Here is an 18,391-nt window from a genome sequence, read left to right on the forward strand (position 1 = left end):
CGCTGGGGAAGTTCACAGATTCGGGCCCTAAAATGGCCGGAATCCATGTTCCGAGGAAAGGTTGACCGAGTAGTGCGACGTCGTGATGCGCGCGTGCAGGATAGCAGCGGGACCGGCAAGGCTGCGGCTGCACGCCATGGAGACGCGCCCGGCACCCCCCGCCACATGCGGTTCCGCAAGCACCCGCTCTGGCTCAAGATCAGCGCAGGGGTGGTGAGCGTCCTCCTCCTGGCGGGCGTGGCGTTCGCGGCATATTGGTTCATCCGCCTGCAGCTGAACATCACCAAGGCCCCGCTCAACGCAGGGGCGCAAAGGACCGAAGGAAACGCCAACGACGCCAAGGACCGCCTGCAGATCCTCATTCTTGGCTCGGACACCCGGGACGGCAAGAACTCCAAGTACGGCAGCGTCAACGACTCCACCGGTTACGGTCATTCGGACGTCATGATGCTGCTGGACATTTCGGCAGACAACCGGCGCGTCAGCGTCATCAGCTTCCCGCGCGACCTCTTGGTGGATGTCCCCGAATGCACCGACCAGACGACCAAGAAGTCCTACCCGGCGCGTTCCGGCGAAATGATCAACGCGGCCATGGCTGAAGCCGGCATCGGTTGCGCTGTGGACACCGTGAACAAGCTGACCGGCCTTGAGGTCGACCATTTCATGATGGCGGACTTCAACGCCGTCAAGGAATTGTCCAACACCGTGGGGGGAGTGTCCGTTTGCGTCAGCGACGCCGTCTTCGACCCCGACTCCGGGCTGCGGCTGCCCAAGGGCACCTCCCAGGTGAAGGGTGAGCAGGCACTGTCCTTCCTGCGCACGCGCCATGCCTTCGGCGACGGCAGCGACCTCGGCCGCATCCAGGCGCAACAGGGTTTCCTTTCCTCCCTCGCGCGCAAGGTCAAGGACGACGGGACCCTTGGAAATCCCCAAAAGCTCCTCTCCATAGCCGATGTCATCACCCAGAACCTCACCGTCGACGAGGGACTGGCTAATGTGCAGTCCCTACTGACCATTTCCTCAAGGCTTAAGGACATCGACCTTTCGAAGGTGGCGTTCGTCGCTGTGCCCAACCGGCCGGCCGCCGTCGACCCCAACCGCCTCGAACTCATGCAACCCCAGGCCTCCCAGCTTTTCGCTGCCATGCGCGCGAACCTCGACCTCACCAAGCCGGGTTCGTCCTCCACGCCCACGGCCTCGCCGTCGGCGAGCCCGACGACGGGGGCCAACCCCGCGGCAACCACCGCACCCCGTGCGACGGCAAGCAAGGCTCCGGCGGCGCCGCCCTACGACAAGGCCCTGCAGCCGGTGACGGTCGCCGACGGTTCCGGTGTTCCGGAACACGCCCAGGAGCTGGTGACGGCGCTTGTCAAGGCCGGCTTCACCCAGGGATCGCAATTCGCTGCCGATCCGACGGCCAAGACCGCCGTCTACTATTCCGCCGGCTTTGAGGATGTGGCCGCCGACGTCGCCAAGCTCTTCGGCATCCCGGCCGCCAAGGTGGAAGCATCGACGGCCGTCAACGGGGTGCAGCTCTATGCCGGATCGGATTTCACCTCCGGCCTCAAGTTCGGCACGGCGTCCGTACCGGCCAACGTCGTGAACCAGACGGCCGGCGACGTCAAGTGCCAGACGGCGAACCCCGCTCTCGTGGTCCGCTGACCGACCGCTCCAGGCGGTAACGGCTCCGGGAGGATTAGCAGCACCAACGGCGAAGGGCCGGACCTCATGGTCCGGCCCTTCTCGTGTGCCGCTGCCGGTGACGGTTACCAGATGCTGACGCGTTCCTCGGGTGCGAGCCACATGCGGTCGCCTTCCTTCAAACCGAACGCCTCGTGGAACTCGGACAAGTTGCTGGCGATGGCGTTCGTCCGGAACTCATTGGGGGAGTGGGGATCGGTGGCCACGCGGCGGATGGCTTCTTCCGGCCGGATCACCTGGCGCCAGCCCGCTGCCCAGGACATGAAGAAGCGTTGCCGGCCGGTGAGTCCGTCAAGCACGGGGGGTTCCGTGCCGTCCAGGCTCAGCAGGTAGGCCTTGTACGCGATGCCGAGGCCACCCAGGTCGCCGATGTTCTCGCCGAGGGTGAGCTTGCCGTTGACATTGTGGCCGGGTGCTTCTTCCGGTGCGAGGGCATCGAACTGGGCCACAAGCTTCGCAGTCAGCTTCTCGAAGGCCTCACGGTCCTCGGCACTCCACCAGTTCCGCAGCGCCCCGCTGCCGTCGAACTGGGATCCCTGGTCGTCGAAGCCGTGGCCGATTTCGTGGCCGATGACGGCGCCGATCCCTCCGTAGTTCACCGCATCGTCGGCCTCAGCCGTGAAGAACGGCGGCTGCAGGATCGCGGCCGGGAAGACGATCTCGTTGAGCAGCGGGTGGTAATAGGCGTTCACCGTCTGCGGGGTCATGAGCCACTTGTCCAGGTCGACAGGCTTGCCGACCTCGTCAAGGTGGCGGTCGACGTCGGCGTTGTGCCCGCGTTCGACGTTCCCCAGCAGGTCCGCGGGGTCGATCTCGACGGCCGAGTAGTCAATCCACTTGTCCGGGAAACCGATCTTCGGCCGGAATGCATCGAGCTTCTTCAATGCTTCGGCCTTGGTTTCCTCGCTCATCCAGCCCAAGCCCGTGATGCTCTGGCGGTAGGCCTCGGTCAGGCGGGACACCAGCGTCTGCATCCTGGCCTTGTAGTCTTCGGGGAAGTGCCGTTCCACATAGATCTGGCCAACCGCTTCGCCCAGTGCGGCCTCGACGACGGCGACGCCCCGCTTCCAGCGTTCCTTGTTCTGCGGGGTGCCGCTCAGGGTGGTGCCGTAGAAGGCAAAGTTGGCGTCGACGAACGCCGGCGAAAGGTACGGCGCCGCGGCGTTGATGACCCGAAGGGCCAGCCACTCGCGCCAAGCGGTGAGGGGCTCGGAGTCCAGGAGTCCGGCGGCGCCGTCGAAGAAGTCCGGGGTGCTCAGGACCAGTTCCCCGTACTTGCTGCCTTCGATGCCCGCGGAATCGAACCAGGAGGCAAGCAGGGGGAAGAGTTCGGCCGCCTCGTCGATGGTCTTCAGGTTGTAGGTCTTCTGCGGATCACGCAGGGTCACCTTGTCCCAGTGGTGGGACGCCAGCGCCGTCTCCAGTGCCACGACGCGCCCGGAGGCTGCGCCGGCGTCGGGAATTCCGGCCAGCCCGAACACCGTGGCGACGTAACCCCTGTAAGCCTCGACGATCGGTTCGAACTTTTCATCGCGGTAGTAGGACTCATCGGGCAGGCCGAGCCCACCCTGCCCCGCGTAGAGCAGCACACGGTCCGGGTTGCCGGCGTCCGGCGCAGGATAAATGGAGAACAATCCGGATACATCCGAGCGGAAAAGCCGGCCGGTCAGCGCCACCAGGGCTGCGACGTCGGGGACTGCGAAGACCTCGGCCAGGCGTTCGCGGATGGGGTCGAAACCCTTGGCTTCCGCGGCGGCTTCATCCATGAAGCTGTTGTAGAGGTCGCCGATCTTGCGCTCGATCCCCGTGGCGCTGTCGCCCTTTGCCGCGGCTTCCTCGATGATCGCCTTGACAGCCAGTTCCGCGCTGTCCCGCAGGGAAGTGAAAGTTCCTTCCAGGGGCCTGTCGTCCGGAATGCTCGTGGTGTTCAGCCAGGCCCCGTTGACGTGCCGGTAGAGGTCGTCCTGGGGGCGCACACTTTGGTCGATGTTGGACAGGGTGATCCCGGACTGTGGCACGAAAGCTCCTTCGATGACGCGCCGCCGGCAGGGCACCGTTGCCGCGTCTGCATAGTGGACGTTGCTTCAGGTATTGCACTGACATCATACGCACCGTGTTACTGTGAAATGGTGCGTGCAGGAATGCTTCTCCTTAGCTGCCGCGGCGGGGCCTCAAAAGCGACTAATCGCTAGGCCAATCCTCGCTGCGGAGTTTGCTATGCCCGGCCAATCTTCCATCGAGTTACAAAGAAAAGGCCCTTAGTCATGCGCAACGCACAAAAGCCCTCCGGTATGCCGATCCACCGCTACCTGCCCTTCCAGGACCAGATCAACGTTGAACTGCCGGACCGCACCTGGCCGGACAAGGTCATCACCAAAGCCCCGCGCTGGTGCGCGGTGGACCTGCGCGACGGCAACCAGGCACTCATCGACCCCATGAGCCCGGCCCGCAAGCTGAAGATGTTCCAGCTGCTGGTCAAGATGGGCTACAAAGAGATCGAGGTCGGCTTCCCCTCGGCATCCCAGACCGACTTCGACTTCGTCCGCCAGCTCATCGAAGGCGGACACATCCCGGACGACGTCACCATCCAGGTGCTGACCCAGGCCCGTGAACACCTGATCGAGCGGACCTACGAATCGCTGGTCGGCGCCAAGCAGGCGATCGTGCACCTCTACAACTCCACGTCCGTGCTGCAGCGCCGGGTGGTCTTCAACCAGGACGAAGACGGCATCCTGGACATCGCCCTGCAGGGTGCGCGCCTGTGCAAGAAGTATGAGGAAACCCTCACCGACACGCACATCACCTACGAGTACTCACCGGAGTCCTTCACCGGCACCGAGCTCGAATACGCGGCCCGGGTCTGCAACGCGATCGCCGATATCTTCGAGGCGTCCGCCGACAAGCAGGTCATCATCAACCTGCCTGCGACGGTGGAAATGGCCACTCCGAACGTTTACGCCGACTCCATCGAGTGGATGCACCGCAACCTGCACCCCCGCGAGGGCATCATCATCTCGCTGCACCCGCACAACGACCGGGGCACCGGCGTCGCCGCCGCCGAACTCGGCTACCTGGCCGGCGCCGACCGCATCGAAGGCTGCCTGTTCGGCAACGGCGAGCGCACCGGCAACGTGGACCTGGTCACCCTGGGCCTGAACATGTTCGTCCAGGGCATCGACCCCATGATCGATTTCTCGGACATCGATGAAGTCCGCCGCACCGTGGAGTACTGCAACCAGCTGCCCGTGCCCGAGCGTTCGCCCTACGGCGGAGACCTCGTCTTCACGGCGTTCTCCGGTTCGCACCAGGATGCCATCAAGAAGGGCTTCGAGGCTCTGGAGAAGGACGCCGCAGCGGCCGGCAAGGCCGTGGACGACTTCACCTGGCAGGTCCCGTACCTGCCGATCGATCCTAAGGACCTGGGCCGCAGCTACGAAGCCGTGATCCGCGTGAACTCGCAGTCCGGCAAGGGCGGCGTGGCCTACCTGCTCAAGAGCGAACACAGCCTGGACCTGCCGCGCCGGGCCCAGATCGAATTCTCCGGGGTCATCCAGCACCGCACGGACACCATGGGCGGCGAAGTCAGCGGCGCACAGCTGTGGGCCATGTTCCAGGACGAGTACCTGCCTTCCACCATTGAAGAGGGCCAGTGGGGGCGCTACTCCCTGGGCGCCGGACGCACGGAAACGGATGAGTCCGGCGAACTGACCCTGCACGCCGCCCTTCGGATCGACGGCAAGGAAGTCCAGCGCACCGGCACCGGCAACGGCCCCATTGCGGCGCTGCTGAGCATCCTGCGGGAAGACGGCGTGGACGTGCGGGTCCTCGACTACAGCGAGCACGCCCTGTCCGAAGGCGGCAGCGCAAGCGCCGCAGCCTACGTCGAATGCGCCGTCGGCGAGCGGGTCCTGTGGGGTGTCGGCATCGATCCCAACACCAGCACCGCCGCCCTGAAGGCCGTCATCTCCGCCGTCAACCGGGCGGTCCGCTCGGTCCGCGCCTAGCAACGGACCGCGAGGGAGCCGGGGGGGGGGCGGGGGGGCCCCCACCCCCCCCCCCCCCCGGCTCCGCCGGACGCCATTGCGCCCGGCCTGGTGCGAAGATTAACTGTGGCCAACCCATCCTTTGCAGCCCGGTCCTACCGGGACGACGCCGTGGTGCTCCGCACCCACAAACTGGGCGAAGCCGACCGCATCATCATTCTCCTGACCAAGCACCATGGCCAGGTCAGGGCGGTGGCCAAGGGCGTCCGCCGGACAAGCAGCCGCTTCGGTGCCAGGCTCGAACCCTTCATGGTGGCCGACCTGCAGCTGGTCTCCGGCCGCTCCCTGGACGTCGTCACCCAGGCGGTGGCCAAGGGCGCCTATGGAACGGCCATCGCTTCCGACTACACGAGCTACACGGCCGCGGCGGCCATGGTGGAAACCGCGGAAAAACTCAGCGATGCCGACGCAGACTCCGGCACCGCGCAGTACAACCTCCTGGTCGGTGCCCTCGCGTCGCTGAGCCGTTCCGCCCATCCGCCGGAACTGATCCTCGATTCCTATCTGCTGCGTGCCCTTGCGACAGGCGGCTGGGCGCCGAGTTTCACCGACTGTGCCCGCTGCGGTGCCGCAGGGCCGCACACCGCCTTCGCCGCACCCCTGGGTGGCATGGTCTGCGGCGACTGCAGGCCGCCCGGGTCTCCGGCTCCGGCCCCGGAGACCGTAGCTTTGCTGGGTGCCTTGCTGACCGGTGACTGGTCGACGGCGGACTCCTCAGACAGTGTCCACCGGCGCGAGGCAGCGGGCCTGGTGGCCAGCTACCTGCAGTGGCATCTTGAACGGTCGTTGAAATCCCTCAAACACGTGGAGCGTAGCTGACAGTGGCATTGGCAAAGAAGAATTCACCGTCCCGCCGGAACAAGCCGGTGACGGCGCCGTATCCGCACCCGTCCGGTGCGGTGCCCCCCGCCATCCCCGCCGAACTTGTGCCGCGGCACGTTGCCATTGTGATGGACGGCAACGGGCGTTGGGCCAACCAGCGCGGTCTGCCCCGGATCGAGGGCCACAAGGCCGGCGAACCCGCTCTGCTGGACGTCATGGCAGGCGCGATCGAGCTGGGCATCGAATACGTCAGCGTCTACGCATTCTCCACCGAGAACTGGCGCCGTTCACCGGAGGAAGTCCGCTTCCTGATGGGATTTAACAAGGATGTGCTGCGCCGCCAGCGCAACCAGTTGGACGAGTGGGGAGTGCGGATCCGCTGGGCCGGGCGCAGGCCCCGGCTCTGGGGCTCGGTGATCAAGGAGCTCGAAGAGGCTGAGGAATACACCCGGAACAACAGCACCTGCACGTTGACCATGTGTGTTAATTACGGCGGCCGGGCTGAGATCGCGGACGCCGTCGCGGCGATCGCCCGGGACGTCGCGGACGGTAAGCTGAGGGCGTCGTCGGTGTCCGAGAAGACCATCCAGAAATACCTGGATGAGCCGGACCTGCCCGACGTGGACCTGTTTCTTCGCAGTTCCGGGGAACAGCGCCTTTCCAACTTCCTCCTCTGGCAGTCCGCCTACGCCGAGTTCGTCTTCATGGACACGCTCTGGCCGGACGTCGACCGGCGTACCCTGTGGGACGCCGTCGAGATTTTCGCAAAGCGTGACCGCCGGTACGGCGGCGCGGTGGACGCCGCAACGCACGCCTGAAGCGGAGTTAACCCACGTGTGCTGAACCGTCAGCCGGGGTAGGACTCCAGCCAGATCGCGACGTCGCGGTACGCCTGCTGGCGGACGATCCGGCGGGACAGGAAAACGTCGTGCAGCGCACCCGGGTACCGGAAGACCGCCGTCCGGCGGCCCAGGCCCAGGGCCCGGCGCGCGGTTTCCTCGACGTCGATCACGGTGTCCACCCGCATCAGTTCGGCGGTCCATTCTCCCTGGATCCGGGTGCGGCCGGACAGCATCACCAGGACAGGCGCGTCGATGTCGAGCTTGCGTTCGACGGCGGCGTGCCCGGCCAGGACCGCTTTGCTCCATCCGGCGCGGATCGGGAAAGAAGCGCGCGGGCGCCATTGCGGATCGAGGGTCCATTCGCCGTGGGCCAGGCTGCTGACGCTTTCCCAGTAGGCGGGCATTTCCGGGAACCGGAACGCGCGCTTCGGGTCGGTCCGGGCGAAGGGTTCCACGAGGTGCATCGCAATGCTGCGGATGAGGCTGCTTCCTTGGAGCTCGAGCCATGGCGAGTTGAGGACCAGGGTGGCGAGCCGCCCGGGGTGCCGGTCCGCCCACAGTGTGGCGATGAGGCCGCCCAGAGAGTGGGCGAGCAGGTGCACAGTGGGCGGCGCCGTGCTTCCGGTGCGCTTGGCAACGTCCACGTCGATGGCGGCAAGGGCGGCGTCGAGGTCTTCGTCGTAGACGGCCAGGTCCGTGGTGTAGCCGGGCGTCTGCCATCTGCGCAGGCTGCGCCCGAACTTCCGTAGGTCCACCGCGTAGAAATGGAATCCTGATGCGGCGAGGCTTTCGGCCAGTTCGTCCTGGAGGAAATAGTCCGCCCAGCCGTGCAAATACAGCACCACGCGCGGGGCCTTGTCGTGGCGGGGCGCTTCCTGGCGGATCGCGTGGCGGGTGAGTTCGGCGAAGGCGTCCCGTAGCCGGCGCGGACGCGCGGTCTCGGGCGGCGGCACCGTGTACCTCACGAGGGTGGCGCAGACCGGGCCTTCTTCGTCCGGGGAAAGTTCCAGCTCCAGCGCTTCGAAGTGGGGGCCGAGGAAGTCGGCCCGCCATGCACCCCGGGCGCCGTTGGCGCTCACTCGCGGCCGCCGTCGTCGGGGCCGGAATCCGGGGCGGGCGGCGCCCCGCCGTTCAAGATGAAGCCGCGGATCCACCGGGCCAGCCGGGAATAGGCGTCATCCCGCACGGCGGCTTCCGAGAGGAAGACGTCATGCAGGCCTCCGTCCACCCGTTCCAGGGTGACGCTCCGGCCCAGTGTCATGGCCCTCAGCGCCATGATGTTCACGTCCAGGACGGCGTCCGAATGCCGCATGGATTCCCTCCAGATCATTCCGTTGGCGCTGGCCCCTGAAATCAGGACCAGGATGGGGATGTCGATGGCGAGGCCGCGGGCCACGCGGGTATGGCCGCTGAGCACGGCGCTCAACCAGCCTGCCCGCAGCGGGAACGCGAGGGGCGGGCGGTATTTTTCGTCCAAGGACCATTCGCCTTCGGCGGTGCTGCTGATGCTGCGGTAGTAGAAGCCGCGCTCGGGCAGCCGAAGGACCGTCAAGGGGCGGATACGGGCCATGGGCTTGACCAGGAGCTGCGCGGCTTTGCGGACCAGCGAACTCCCGTGCATCTCCAGCCATGGGCTGTTGAGGACCAGGTACTGCACTATCCCGGGGTGGCTGCTGACCCAGAGCGCCGCCACCAGCCCGCCTGTCGAATGGCCCATCAAGGTCAGGGGCACCGGGTCTCCGTCCCCGACCTCGCCGGATCGGATCATGCCGATCGCCGCGCCGATTTCGGCATCGTAGTCCTCCAGGTGGGCCACATAGCCGCCCGTGGTGTCTTCGCGCAGGTTCCGGCCGTGGTTGTGCATGTCGAGCGCATAGAAGCGGAATCCCTGCTGCGTCCAGAACTCGGCCAATGCCACGTTGAAGAAGTAATCGCTCCACCCGTGCAGGAACAGCACCGCACCGTGGGCCGGCGCCCCGGCATCCTGCGCGGCTCCGGGCACATGCCGCACAAGCGTTGCCCGCCGGGACACGCCGTCCAGGCCGCAGGCCTCAAAGCCGCAGCTTTCGAAGTCGGTGCCAAGGATGTCGGTCTGCCACTCCACGGGACCAGCTTAGACAAAGGCTGCCGCTTCGAGCCCGGCAGCCCGCCCGGAAAACAGGCAACCGCCCAGGAACGTTCCTTCAAGTGCCCGGTATCCGTGGATTCCGCCTCCGCCGAATCCCGCGGCTTCGCCGGCCGCGAAGAGACCTGGCAGGGGAGCGCCCGATCCGTCGAGGACCCGCGACTGCAGGTCTGTCTGGAGTCCGCCGAGGCTCTTGCGTGTGAGGACCGACAAACGGACCGCCACCAGCGGCCCGTGCGCCGGATCTTCGAGACGGTGGGGCGGGGCAACGCGCATCAACCGGTCACTGGCGAACCGCCTTGCGGCGCGGACAGCGGCCAGCTGGAGGTCCTTGCCCAGCCCGGTGGAGAGCTGTTGATCCCGTTGCCTGATGAGGGATTCCAGGCCGGCGGGGTCAATCAGGGTGGTGCCGGTCAGGGAATTCATCCGTTCCGCGAGTTCCCGCGGTGCGGGTGCCTGCAAGAAGTCGACGCCCCGGTCCAGGAAGGTGCTCAACGGCGTCGGCGCATTCTTCCGGAGCCTGGCGGCCAGGAGCCGCAGGTCCCGGTTGCTGAGGTCCGGGTTCTGTTCGGAGCCTGACAGCGCGAACTCCTTCAATGCGATTGTCCGGTTGCAGACGAACCATGAGTGGCCGTGCCCTGAGCCGACGATGTGCCGGAGCGCACCCTGCGAATCGAAGCCGGGGAAAAGCGGTGGCGGCAGTTGCCTGCCTGTGGCGTCGAGCCATAGCGACGACGGCCCGGGCAGGATGCGGATGCCGTGCCGTGGCCATAGGGGGGAGTGGTTATGGACACCTTCGGGGTAATGCCACATGCGGTCGCCGTTGATGAGGGCCGCTCCCGCGTCTTCCGCCGCGGCAAGGAATTCCCCGTCCACCGAGGCCGGCACGCCGCTGAGCAGCTGCTCCGGGGCTGCTCCGCCCGGCCAGAGCCTCCTGACCAAGGGGTGGTTGCCGCCGATTCCGCCGCTGGCCACGATCACCGCCCCGGCGGTGGCCTCGAAGCTTCCGACGGCGGTCCTGGACGAAGCGACGCCGCGCCCGGCAGCGGAGTCCTCCAGAACGTCGCCGAGCACCCCGCTGACCCGGCCTGCCGCCGTCGTCAGTGCGCTTGCCCGGTGCCGGAAGTGCAGGCTGATCCGACCGCTGGCGACGCCTTCGGCGACCTTGGCCAGGAAGGGTTCCAGCAGGCCGGGACCCGTGCCCCACACGACATGGAAGCGTGGCACGGAGTTCCCGTGCCCGGCGGGGCCGTGGCCTCCGCGCTCCGCCCATTGCACCAGGGGGAAGAGTTTCACTCCGAGCGCATGCAGCCAGCGCCGCTTCTCTCCGGCGGCGAAATGGACGTATGCCTCCGCCCAGCGGCGGGCCCACAGATCCTCGGGCCGGTCGAACCCGGCCGAGGCCAGCCAGTCGTCCAGGGCCAGTTCCGCGGAATCCCGTACGCCGAGGCGCCGTTGCTCGGGGCTGTCGACAAGGAACAGGCCGCCGAACGACCAGTGGGCCTGGCCGCCCAGCGATGCTGGAGGCTCCTGGTCGATGACGGAGACCTGGCGCCCCGCGGCGTACGCCGTCGAGGCGGCCACCAGGCCGGAAAGTCCGGCCCCGATCACCAGGACATCGCTCTCGATCACGCTGTGGCCAGGGGTGCGGTTTCCCGTATTCGCCGACATGGCAACATGCTACTCCCGGGTAATGATGCCGGTTTGGTGAGTGGCGCCGAAGACGGAAAACTAGGGGGTATGCGCGTCTACCCCACATTCTTCAAGCTGGCCTTCTCCTGGATGGATGCCGAAAAGGCCCACAAGATCGGTTTCCGGGCAATCCGGCTGGCCCATTCCTGCGGAGCCGGACGGATCCTGGGCAGGGTGACCGCCCCGCACGCTTCCCTCCGGACCGAGGCCCTCGGCCTGAGCTTCCCGTCGCCGTTCGGGCTTGCTGCGGGGTTCGACAAGGAAGGCCACGGCATCGAGGCCCTGAGCGAATTGGGCTTCGGGCATGTCGAGGTGGGAACGATCACGGGCCAGGCCCAGCCGGGCAACGAAAAGCCCCGGCTCTTCAGGCTCGTCGAGGACCGTGCCGTCATCAACAGGATGGGCTTCAACAACGACGGCGCCTCCGCTGTGGCTCCCCGCCTCAAGTCCGCACGGGCAAGCCTGCAGAAGGCGCACCCGGGAGTCCGGCCGGTCATTGGCGTCAACATCGGCAAGACCAAGGTCGTGGAGCTTGAGGACGCCGTTGAGGACTACCTCGTCAGCGCGCGGAGCCTTGCCCCCGCGGCGGATTACCTCGTGGTGAACGTGAGTTCCCCGAACACCCCGGGGCTCCGGCTGCTGCAGAACGTGGAAACCCTGCGCCCGCTGTTGGCGGCTGTGGGCGAAACTGCAGACCAAGCAGCTGGGCGCCATGTTCCGCTGCTGGTCAAGATCGCCCCGGATCTCAGCGATGAAGACGTCGACGACGTCGCGCGCCTGGCGCTCGACCTCGGCCTCGACGGCGTCATCGCCACCAATACCACCATCGGCCGCGATGGCCTGGCAACGGACGCGGCCAAGGTGGAAGCGTGCGGCGCAGGCGGACTCTCCGGCGCACCGCTGAAGCAGCGCTCACTGGACGTGCTCAAACGGCTGAAGTCCGCCGTCGGAGACCAGCTGGTGCTGATCTCCGTGGGCGGCGTGGAAACGGCCGCCGACGTCCAGGAACGGCTGGACGCCGGAGCAACCCTCGTGCAGGGTTACACGGCGTTCCTCTATGAAGGACCCTTCTGGGCCTCCCGGATCAACAAGGGCCTGGCGAAACACCGCCGCTGACCACCTGGCCGCCGCCGGCGGCGGCCGCAAATGCAGAAGGACCCCGGAACATTGTTCCGGGGTCCTTCTGCGTGCGGTCTCCTATGAAGGGTAATCGCCGCGGCTGACCAGCGGCTTCGGGAGGCGCAGCTTGCGGAACTGCAATGAGCGCATGCTTCCGTACCAGACGGTGCCGCGTTCGACGTCGCCGAACTTCTGCGCCAGCGCCTTGCGCAGCTTGCGGGAAAGAAGGAAGACGTCCACGAATACCGCGAGGAACATCACCCAGAAGCCGATCAGGACATAGGTCAGGGCGTCGCTGGACTGCGGGATCACAAAGGAAACCACCACGAAGGCGAGGGCACCGAACATGAGGTATTCGCCCAGGTTGAACCGGGCATCCACGAAGTCGCGGGTAAACCGCTTCTGCGGGCCCTTGTCACGCAGCGGCAGGTATTTCTCGTCGCCGGTGTCCAGTGCCCGGCGCATCTTCTGGCGCTCGTCCTGGATGGCAACCCTTTCGGCTTCCTTGGAGGCCTTCCGGTCGCTGGGAACCAAGGGCCGCTTGCGCGCCGCTTCCTGGTCCTTGCGCTTGGGTGTGGGCGCACCCTTGCCCGGGCCCTTTGCCGCGGCGTCGGCGGCAAGCTGGTCTATTGAGTCCTGAGCGCTGGGCTCTTCCTTTTTACGTCCAAACACCAATACAGAATACCCGTCGCGGAGTGACCCGGGCGACAATGCGCGCCATGCAACCCGGGGAAAGTGCTGGTTCCGGCGGCTCGTACTCGGCGGTAGTGTTTTCGCCATGACTTCCACCCACGCGGAGACCCCGCAAAACCAGACCGGGACCCCCGGCGCAGTTGATACGGCGGCCCTGAAGGCCGCCGTCGACGCGTCCTTCGACCTGACCTTGGCGCGGCTCAAAACGCTCGTCGCCGTTCCCGGGATCGCCTGGAGCAGTTTCGACCCCGCGGAACTTGACCGCAGCGCGGAGGCCGTCGCCGGCCTGGTCCGTGAAACAGGTTTCAGCGACGTGCAGGTCCTGCGGTGCAACAAGGAGGACGGCAGCGCAGGCGGACCCGCCGTCGTCGCCCGCCGCCCGGCCGCCCCCGGCAAGGCGACCATCCTGCTCTACGCGCACCACGACGTCCAGCCGCCGGGGGAGCGGGCCCTGTGGGACTCGGAACCCTTCATTGCCGAGGAACGTGACGGCCGACTGTACGGCCGCGGCGCAGCGGACGACAAAGCGGGCATCATGGCCCACCTAGCCGCATTCTCGGCGGTCAGCGAGGTCCTGGGAGACCGGTTCGGCTTGGGAGTCACGCTCTTCTTCGAGGGCGAGGAGGAGGCGGGATCACCGACCTTCCGCACCTTCCTGGAGACCCACCGGGAACTCCTCCGGGCCGATGTGATCGTTGTGGCGGACTCCAGCAACTGGAAGGTGGGCGTGCCGGCCCTCACCACCAGCCTGCGCGGCCTTGTGGACGGCACCTTCGAAGTCCGCGTGCTGGAGCACGCAGTGCACTCGGGCATGTTCGGGGGACCGGTGCTGGACGCGCCGACCGTCCTTGCCCGGTTGATCGCCACCCTGCACGACGACGCCGGAAATGTGGCCGTGCCCGGGCTGCTCGCCAAGGACGAGGTTGCGGTGGACCTTGACGAGGCCCAGTTCCGTGCCGATGCCTCCGTGCTCGACGGCGTCCGGCTGGCGGGGAGCGGGAGCATCGCTTCCCGGCTCTGGACCAAGCCGGCCCTGTCGATCATCGGCATCGACGCGCCCGCCGTCGACGTCGCGTCCAACACGCTGCTTCCTGCGGCGCGGGCGAAATTCAGCCTGCGCCTGGCGCCTGGGCAGGACCCGGAGGCCGCCATGGCGGCCATCGAGAAACACCTCGTGGACAATGCTCCATTCGGCGCCCGGGTGACGTTCACCCCCGGTGAGCGCGGCAACGCGTTTGCCACGGACACTGCCTCCCCGTCCGCCCGGATTGCCATGTGGGCGCTGGGGGAGGCCTGGGGTGTCCCCGCCGTGGAGATGGGCATCGGCGGATCCATTCCCTTCATCGCGGACCTGACCGAGGTGTACCCCGAGGTCCAGATCCTTGTCACGGGCGTGGAGGATCCGGATTCGCGTGCGCACAGCGCCAACGAGTCGCTGCACATCGAGGATTTCCGGCGCGCAGTCCTGGCCGAGGCACTGATGCTTGCGCGGCTGGATGCTTCCGGACTGGCTTAGCTCCGGGAACAAGTGAAGCCGCCCGCTGGTTACGGTTGCAGTTATAGCTATGCGTCCGTGCGACGTAGCATTGAGCTGTAACCCGAATGCAAGTGGGTAAGGGCATGCACCGCGGAGGCGATGCATGCCGCAAGCGTCATAGTTAGGTAGGCCAATGAGCACCGCAACAAACGAAAACACCACCGCCACCAGCGCGGAACTGCCTGTGCACGGCGTGAATCTCACCGATGTCGCCGCCGGCAAGGTCCGGAGCCTCCTTGAGCAGGAAGGCCGCACCGACCTGCGCTTGCGTGTGGCTGTTCAGCCGGGCGGCTGCTCGGGCCTGATCTACCAGCTTTACTTCGACGAGCGCCTGCTCGACGGCGACGCCGTCCGCGATTACGAGGGCGTCGAGGTCGTCGTTGACAAGATGAGCGTGCCCTACCTGGACGGCGCAAGCATCGACTTCGAAGACACCATTTCGAAGCAGGGCTTCACGATCGACAACCCCAACGCGGGTGGCTCCTGCGCCTGCGGAGATTCGTTCCACTAAGCAGGAAAACCGCCGGCCGCGCGGCAGTGCGCCGGACACCTTCATGGTTGTTCCGACGCACTGCCGCGGCGTGTCAGCGAAAACCCGTGCATAGCGGTAAGCTCTACATCGGGTAGTAAAACTTCGTGTGCCCGGCGTGCCTTTGGCCTGCCGGGCTGCAGCAACAAGAGGAAGGGCCGTCTGTGAGTTCGCAGAACCGAACCGGCAGCCGACGCACAAAGATCACTACGATCACTGGCTTGGCACTAGCCGGCGCGTTGGTTTTGACCGGATGTTCGTCAGAGGTTGAGAAGGGTTGGCTCCCTACTGAGCGGGGCACCACCAACCACACCGACCGCATCATGGACCTCTGGGTCAACTCATGGATCGCGGCCCTCGCGGTCGGCATCATCACCTGGGGCCTTCTGGTCTGGTGCATCATCGCCTACCGCCGCCGCAAGGGGACCGTCGGATTCCCGCGCCAGCTCAGCTACAACCTCCCGCTGGAGGTCTTCTATCTGGCGATCCCGCTTTTCATGGTCCTGGTGTTCTTCTACTTCACCGACCGTGACCAGCAGGCCATCGATGACCGCTCCAAGCCGGCCGACGTCGTCGTTGACGTCCGTGGCAAGCAGTGGGCCTGGGACTTCAACTACAAGAAGGGCTCCGTGGTCAGCGAAGACCTGCACGAAGCCGGCCTCCAGGCGCACCTGACGGGCAACACCATCGACAAGGACAAGCTGCCCACCCTGTACCTGCCGGTCGGCAAGTCGGTCGATCTGCAGCTGAACTCCCGCGATGTCATCCACTCTTTCTGGGTCCCCGCCTTCCTGCAGAAGCGCGACATGATCCCGGGCAAGACCAACTACATCAGGTTGACCCCCACCAAGGAGGGCACCTACGACGGCAAGTGCGCCGAACTCTGCGGTGAATACCACTCCGAGATGCTGTTCCGCGTGAAGGTCGTTTCCGAAGCTGAGTTCCAGGCACACATGGACCAGCTTCGCCAGAGCGGCAACACGGGTCTCCTCGATTCGAAGTACGACCGCAACCCGAACCTGAACGAGAAGAATTAAGGGAAGCGACGTGGCTACTTACACTCAATCCGCCGGGGTCCTTGACGCTCCGGTCGTGCCGAAATCCAAGGGACGCATCGTCGTCAACTGGATCACCTCCACCGACCACAAGACCATCGGGTACATGTACCTGATCGCCTCCTTCGTGTTCTTCTGCCTCGGCGGCGTCATGGCTCTGCTCATCCGCGCCGAGCTTTTCGAACCGGGCATGCAGATCCTGCAGACGAAGGAACAGTACAACCAGCTTTTCACCATGCACGGCACGGTGATGCTCCTGATGTTCGCTACGCCGCTCTTCGCAGGCTTCGCGAACGTCATCATGCCGCTCCAGATCGGCGCACCTGACGTCGCCTTCCCGCGACTGAATGCCCTGGCCTTCTGGTTCTTCCTCTTCGGTTCCACCATCGCCGTCTCCGGTTTCATCACCCCGCAGGGTGCTGCCTCCTTCGGCTGGTTCGCCTACGCCCCGCTCTCGAACACTACGTTCACCCCCGGCGTCGGCGGTGACCTTTGGGTCTTTGGCCTTGCGCTGTCGGGCTTCGGCACCATCCTCGGCGCGGTCAACTTCATTACCACGATCATCTGCATGCGTGCCCCGGGCATGACCATGTGGCGTATGCCGATCTTCACGTGGAACACCCTCGTCACGGCAATCCTGGTCCTGATGGCGTTCCCGCCGCTGGCAGCAGCGCTGTTCGCCCTGGGTGCTGACCGCCGCTTCGGTGCGCACATCTTCGATCCCGAAAACGGCGGCGCCGTTCTCTGGCAGCACCTGTTCTGGTTCTTCGGCCACCCTGAGGTGTACATCATCGCCCTGCCGTTCTTCGGCATCGTCTCGGAGATCTTCCCGGTCTTCAGCCGCAAGCCGATCTTCGGCTACAAGGGCCTGGTCTACGCGACCATCGCGATCGCGGCCCTGTCCGTGACCGTCTGGGCACACCACATGTATGTCACCGGCTCGGTCCTGCTGCCGTTCTTCGCCTTCATGACCATGCTGATCGCAGTCCCCACCGGCGTGAAGTTCTTCAACTGGATCGGTACCCTCTGGCAGGGCTCCATCACCTTCGAAACCCCCATGCTCTGGAGCATCGGCTTCTTGGTGACCTTCCTCTTCGGTGGCCTGACCGGCATCATCCTGTCCTCCCCGCCGCTGGACTTCCACGTGTCCGACTCCTACTTCGTGGTCGCGCACTTCCACTACGTGGTGTTCGGCACCGTGGTGTTCGCGATGTTCGCGGGCTTCTACTTCTGGTGGCCGAAGTGGACCGGCAAGATGCTCAACGAGCGCCTCGGCAAGATCCACTTCTGGCTCCTCTTCCTCGGCTTCCACGGCACCTTCCTGATCCAGCACTGGCTCGGCGTCGAGGGCATGCCCCGCCGCTACGCCGACTACCTGGTGGAGGACAACTTCACCTGGATGAACCAGTTCTCCACGATCTCCTCGTTCGTCCTGGGCGCCTCCCTGCTGCCGTTCTTCTGGAATGTCTACATCACCTGGCGCAGCAACAAGAAGGTCGAAGTGGACGATCCCTGGGGCTTCGGCGCTTCGCTGGAGTGGGCAACCTCCTGCCCGCCGCCGCGCCACAACTTCACCTCCCTCCCGCGCATCCGCTCGGAGCGCCCGGCGCTTGACCTGCACCACCCTGAGTTGTCCCAGGCGCACACTGTCCAGGCCCCGGAGCCCGCAGCAGGGGTGCTCGGCAACGCTGATCAGAAGGACGTCCGAAAGTGAAAATCGAATCGTGGCTCTTCGGGGCCGGAGTCTTCTTCTTCGTCCCGGTATCGCTTGCGTACGGCTTCCTGACGCACTGGTCCGAGTGGGTCGGCATTCTGGGCATCCTCCTGGTCGGCGGCCTCGCCGGCATGATCGGTGCATACCTCGGCTTCACCGGCAGGCGCGTCGGCCTGCGTCCTGAGGACCGCCCCGACGCTGAGATCCACGAGGGTGCCGGCGAGCAGGGCCACTTCAGCCCGTGGAGCTGGTGGCCGCTGGTCCTCGGCCTCGCCTGCGCCGGTGGCTTCCTGGGCATCGCGGTAGGTTTCTGGATCACCTTCGTTGCCGCCGGCCTGGCCCTCGTAGCCCTGGTCGGCTGGGTCTTCGAGTACAGCCGCGGCGACCACGCCCACTGACACCCGGCATAACAGCGACGGGGGGGGGCCCCCCCGCGGGGGAGGGGACCCGGGGGGGGCCGGGGGGGTCGGGTGTGTGTGTTCAATGGCAGCGGCCCCCGGGCCGGGGGGTGTGGGCGGG

Annotated in this window: 15 protein-coding genes; 10 read left to right on the forward strand and 5 right to left on the reverse strand. The window is 66.1% G+C overall.

Going from position 1 to position 18,391, the window contains the following annotated elements; all coding sequences use genetic code 11:
• The first annotated feature begins 45 nt into the window (after positions 1-45).
• Entirely contained in the window at positions 46-1,662 is a 1,617-nt protein-coding gene (locus ACNQPB_RS14465) for an LCP family protein (protein ID WP_498752803.1), read from the forward strand.
• A gap of 104 nt (positions 1,663-1,766) precedes the next feature.
• Here ACNQPB_RS14465 and ACNQPB_RS14470 read toward each other — a convergent pair whose 3' ends face one another.
• Entirely contained in the window at positions 1,767-3,719 is a 1,953-nt protein-coding gene (locus ACNQPB_RS14470; RefSeq protein ID WP_498752804.1) for a M13 family metallopeptidase, read from the reverse strand.
• 246 nt (positions 3,720-3,965) lie between these two features.
• Here ACNQPB_RS14470 and leuA point away from each other — a divergent pair, with 246 nt between their 5' ends.
• The 3 genes from leuA (at position 3,966) to ACNQPB_RS14485 (ending at position 7,384) form a co-directional block, all read left to right on the forward strand.
• Positions 3,966-5,705, forward strand: coding sequence for a 2-isopropylmalate synthase (gene leuA / locus ACNQPB_RS14475; RefSeq protein ID WP_498752806.1), 1,740 nt, complete (start codon positions 3,966-3,968; stop codon positions 5,703-5,705).
• Between the two features lie 105 nt (positions 5,706-5,810).
• Positions 5,811-6,563, forward strand: a complete 753-nt coding sequence (gene recO, locus ACNQPB_RS14480; protein WP_498752808.1) for a DNA repair protein RecO — start codon at positions 5,811-5,813, stop codon at positions 6,561-6,563.
• Positions 6,564-6,565: 2 nt separating this feature from the next.
• Positions 6,566-7,384 (forward strand): isoprenyl transferase, encoded by an 819-nt coding sequence (locus ACNQPB_RS14485; RefSeq protein WP_498752810.1) that lies wholly within the window; start codon positions 6,566-6,568, stop codon positions 7,382-7,384.
• Positions 7,385-7,413: 29 nt separating this feature from the next.
• Here ACNQPB_RS14485 and ACNQPB_RS14490 read toward each other — a convergent pair whose 3' ends face one another.
• From ACNQPB_RS14490 to ACNQPB_RS14500, 3 genes are read right to left on the reverse strand one after another with little or no spacing between them, the layout of a single operon-like run.
• Positions 7,414-8,487 (reverse strand): alpha/beta hydrolase, encoded by a 1,074-nt coding sequence (locus ACNQPB_RS14490; protein ID WP_498752811.1) that lies wholly within the window; start codon positions 8,485-8,487, stop codon positions 7,414-7,416.
• On the reverse strand, positions 8,484-9,512 hold the full coding sequence (locus ACNQPB_RS14495; protein ID WP_498752813.1) for an alpha/beta hydrolase: 1,029 nt from the start codon (positions 9,510-9,512) through the stop codon (positions 8,484-8,486). The genes ACNQPB_RS14490 and ACNQPB_RS14495 overlap by 4 nt, the downstream gene beginning before the upstream one ends.
• A 9-nt stretch (positions 9,513-9,521) precedes the next feature.
• Positions 9,522-11,204 carry an FAD-binding dehydrogenase gene (locus tag ACNQPB_RS14500; protein WP_498752815.1) on the reverse strand — a complete coding sequence of 561 codons (1,683 nt, stop codon included), beginning with the start codon at positions 11,202-11,204 and terminating at the stop codon, positions 9,522-9,524.
• Positions 11,205-11,273: 69 nt separating this feature from the next.
• Between ACNQPB_RS14500 and ACNQPB_RS14505 the strand changes: the two genes are divergently transcribed.
• Positions 11,274-12,341 (forward strand): quinone-dependent dihydroorotate dehydrogenase, encoded by a 1,068-nt coding sequence (locus ACNQPB_RS14505; RefSeq protein ID WP_498752817.1) that lies wholly within the window; start codon positions 11,274-11,276, stop codon positions 12,339-12,341.
• 81 nt (positions 12,342-12,422) lie between these two features.
• On the opposite strand, the gene ACNQPB_RS14510 is transcribed toward ACNQPB_RS14505, so the two are convergent.
• Positions 12,423-13,016 carry a DUF3043 domain-containing protein gene (locus tag ACNQPB_RS14510; RefSeq protein ID WP_498752819.1) on the reverse strand — a complete coding sequence of 198 codons (594 nt, stop codon included), beginning with the start codon at positions 13,014-13,016 and terminating at the stop codon, positions 12,423-12,425.
• A 106-nt stretch (positions 13,017-13,122) separates the two neighbouring features.
• Between ACNQPB_RS14510 and ACNQPB_RS14515 the strand changes: the two genes are divergently transcribed.
• The 5 genes from ACNQPB_RS14515 to ACNQPB_RS14535 all read left to right on the forward strand — a co-directional run bounded on the left by ACNQPB_RS14515 (position 13,123) and on the right by ACNQPB_RS14535 (position 18,270).
• Complete coding sequence (locus ACNQPB_RS14515) at positions 13,123-14,553, forward strand: dipeptidase (protein ID WP_498752821.1); 1,431 nt, start codon at positions 13,123-13,125, stop codon at positions 14,551-14,553.
• Positions 14,554-14,707: 154 nt separating this feature from the next.
• Entirely contained in the window at positions 14,708-15,085 is a 378-nt protein-coding gene (locus ACNQPB_RS14520) for a HesB/IscA family protein (protein WP_498752823.1), read from the forward strand.
• 182 nt (positions 15,086-15,267) lie between these two features.
• Positions 15,268-16,140, forward strand: coding sequence for an aa3-type cytochrome oxidase subunit II (ctaC, locus tag ACNQPB_RS14525; RefSeq protein ID WP_498752825.1), 873 nt, complete (start codon positions 15,268-15,270; stop codon positions 16,138-16,140).
• A 10-nt stretch (positions 16,141-16,150) separates the two neighbouring features.
• The gene (ctaD, locus tag ACNQPB_RS14530; protein ID WP_498752826.1) at positions 16,151-17,872 is read left to right on the forward strand and encodes an aa3-type cytochrome oxidase subunit I; all 1,722 of its coding nucleotides are present in this window, start codon (positions 16,151-16,153) and stop codon (positions 17,870-17,872) included.
• Positions 17,869-18,270, forward strand: a complete 402-nt coding sequence (locus ACNQPB_RS14535) for a cytochrome c oxidase subunit 4 (RefSeq protein WP_498752828.1) — start codon at positions 17,869-17,871, stop codon at positions 18,268-18,270. Before ctaD ends, ACNQPB_RS14535 begins: the two co-directional genes overlap by 4 nt.
• The last annotated feature ends 121 nt before the right edge of the window (positions 18,271-18,391 follow it).

This window comes from Curtobacterium sp. LFS079 (genome assembly GCF_047977865.1).
Classification (GTDB): Bacteria; Actinomycetota; Actinomycetes; order Actinomycetales; family Micrococcaceae; genus Arthrobacter.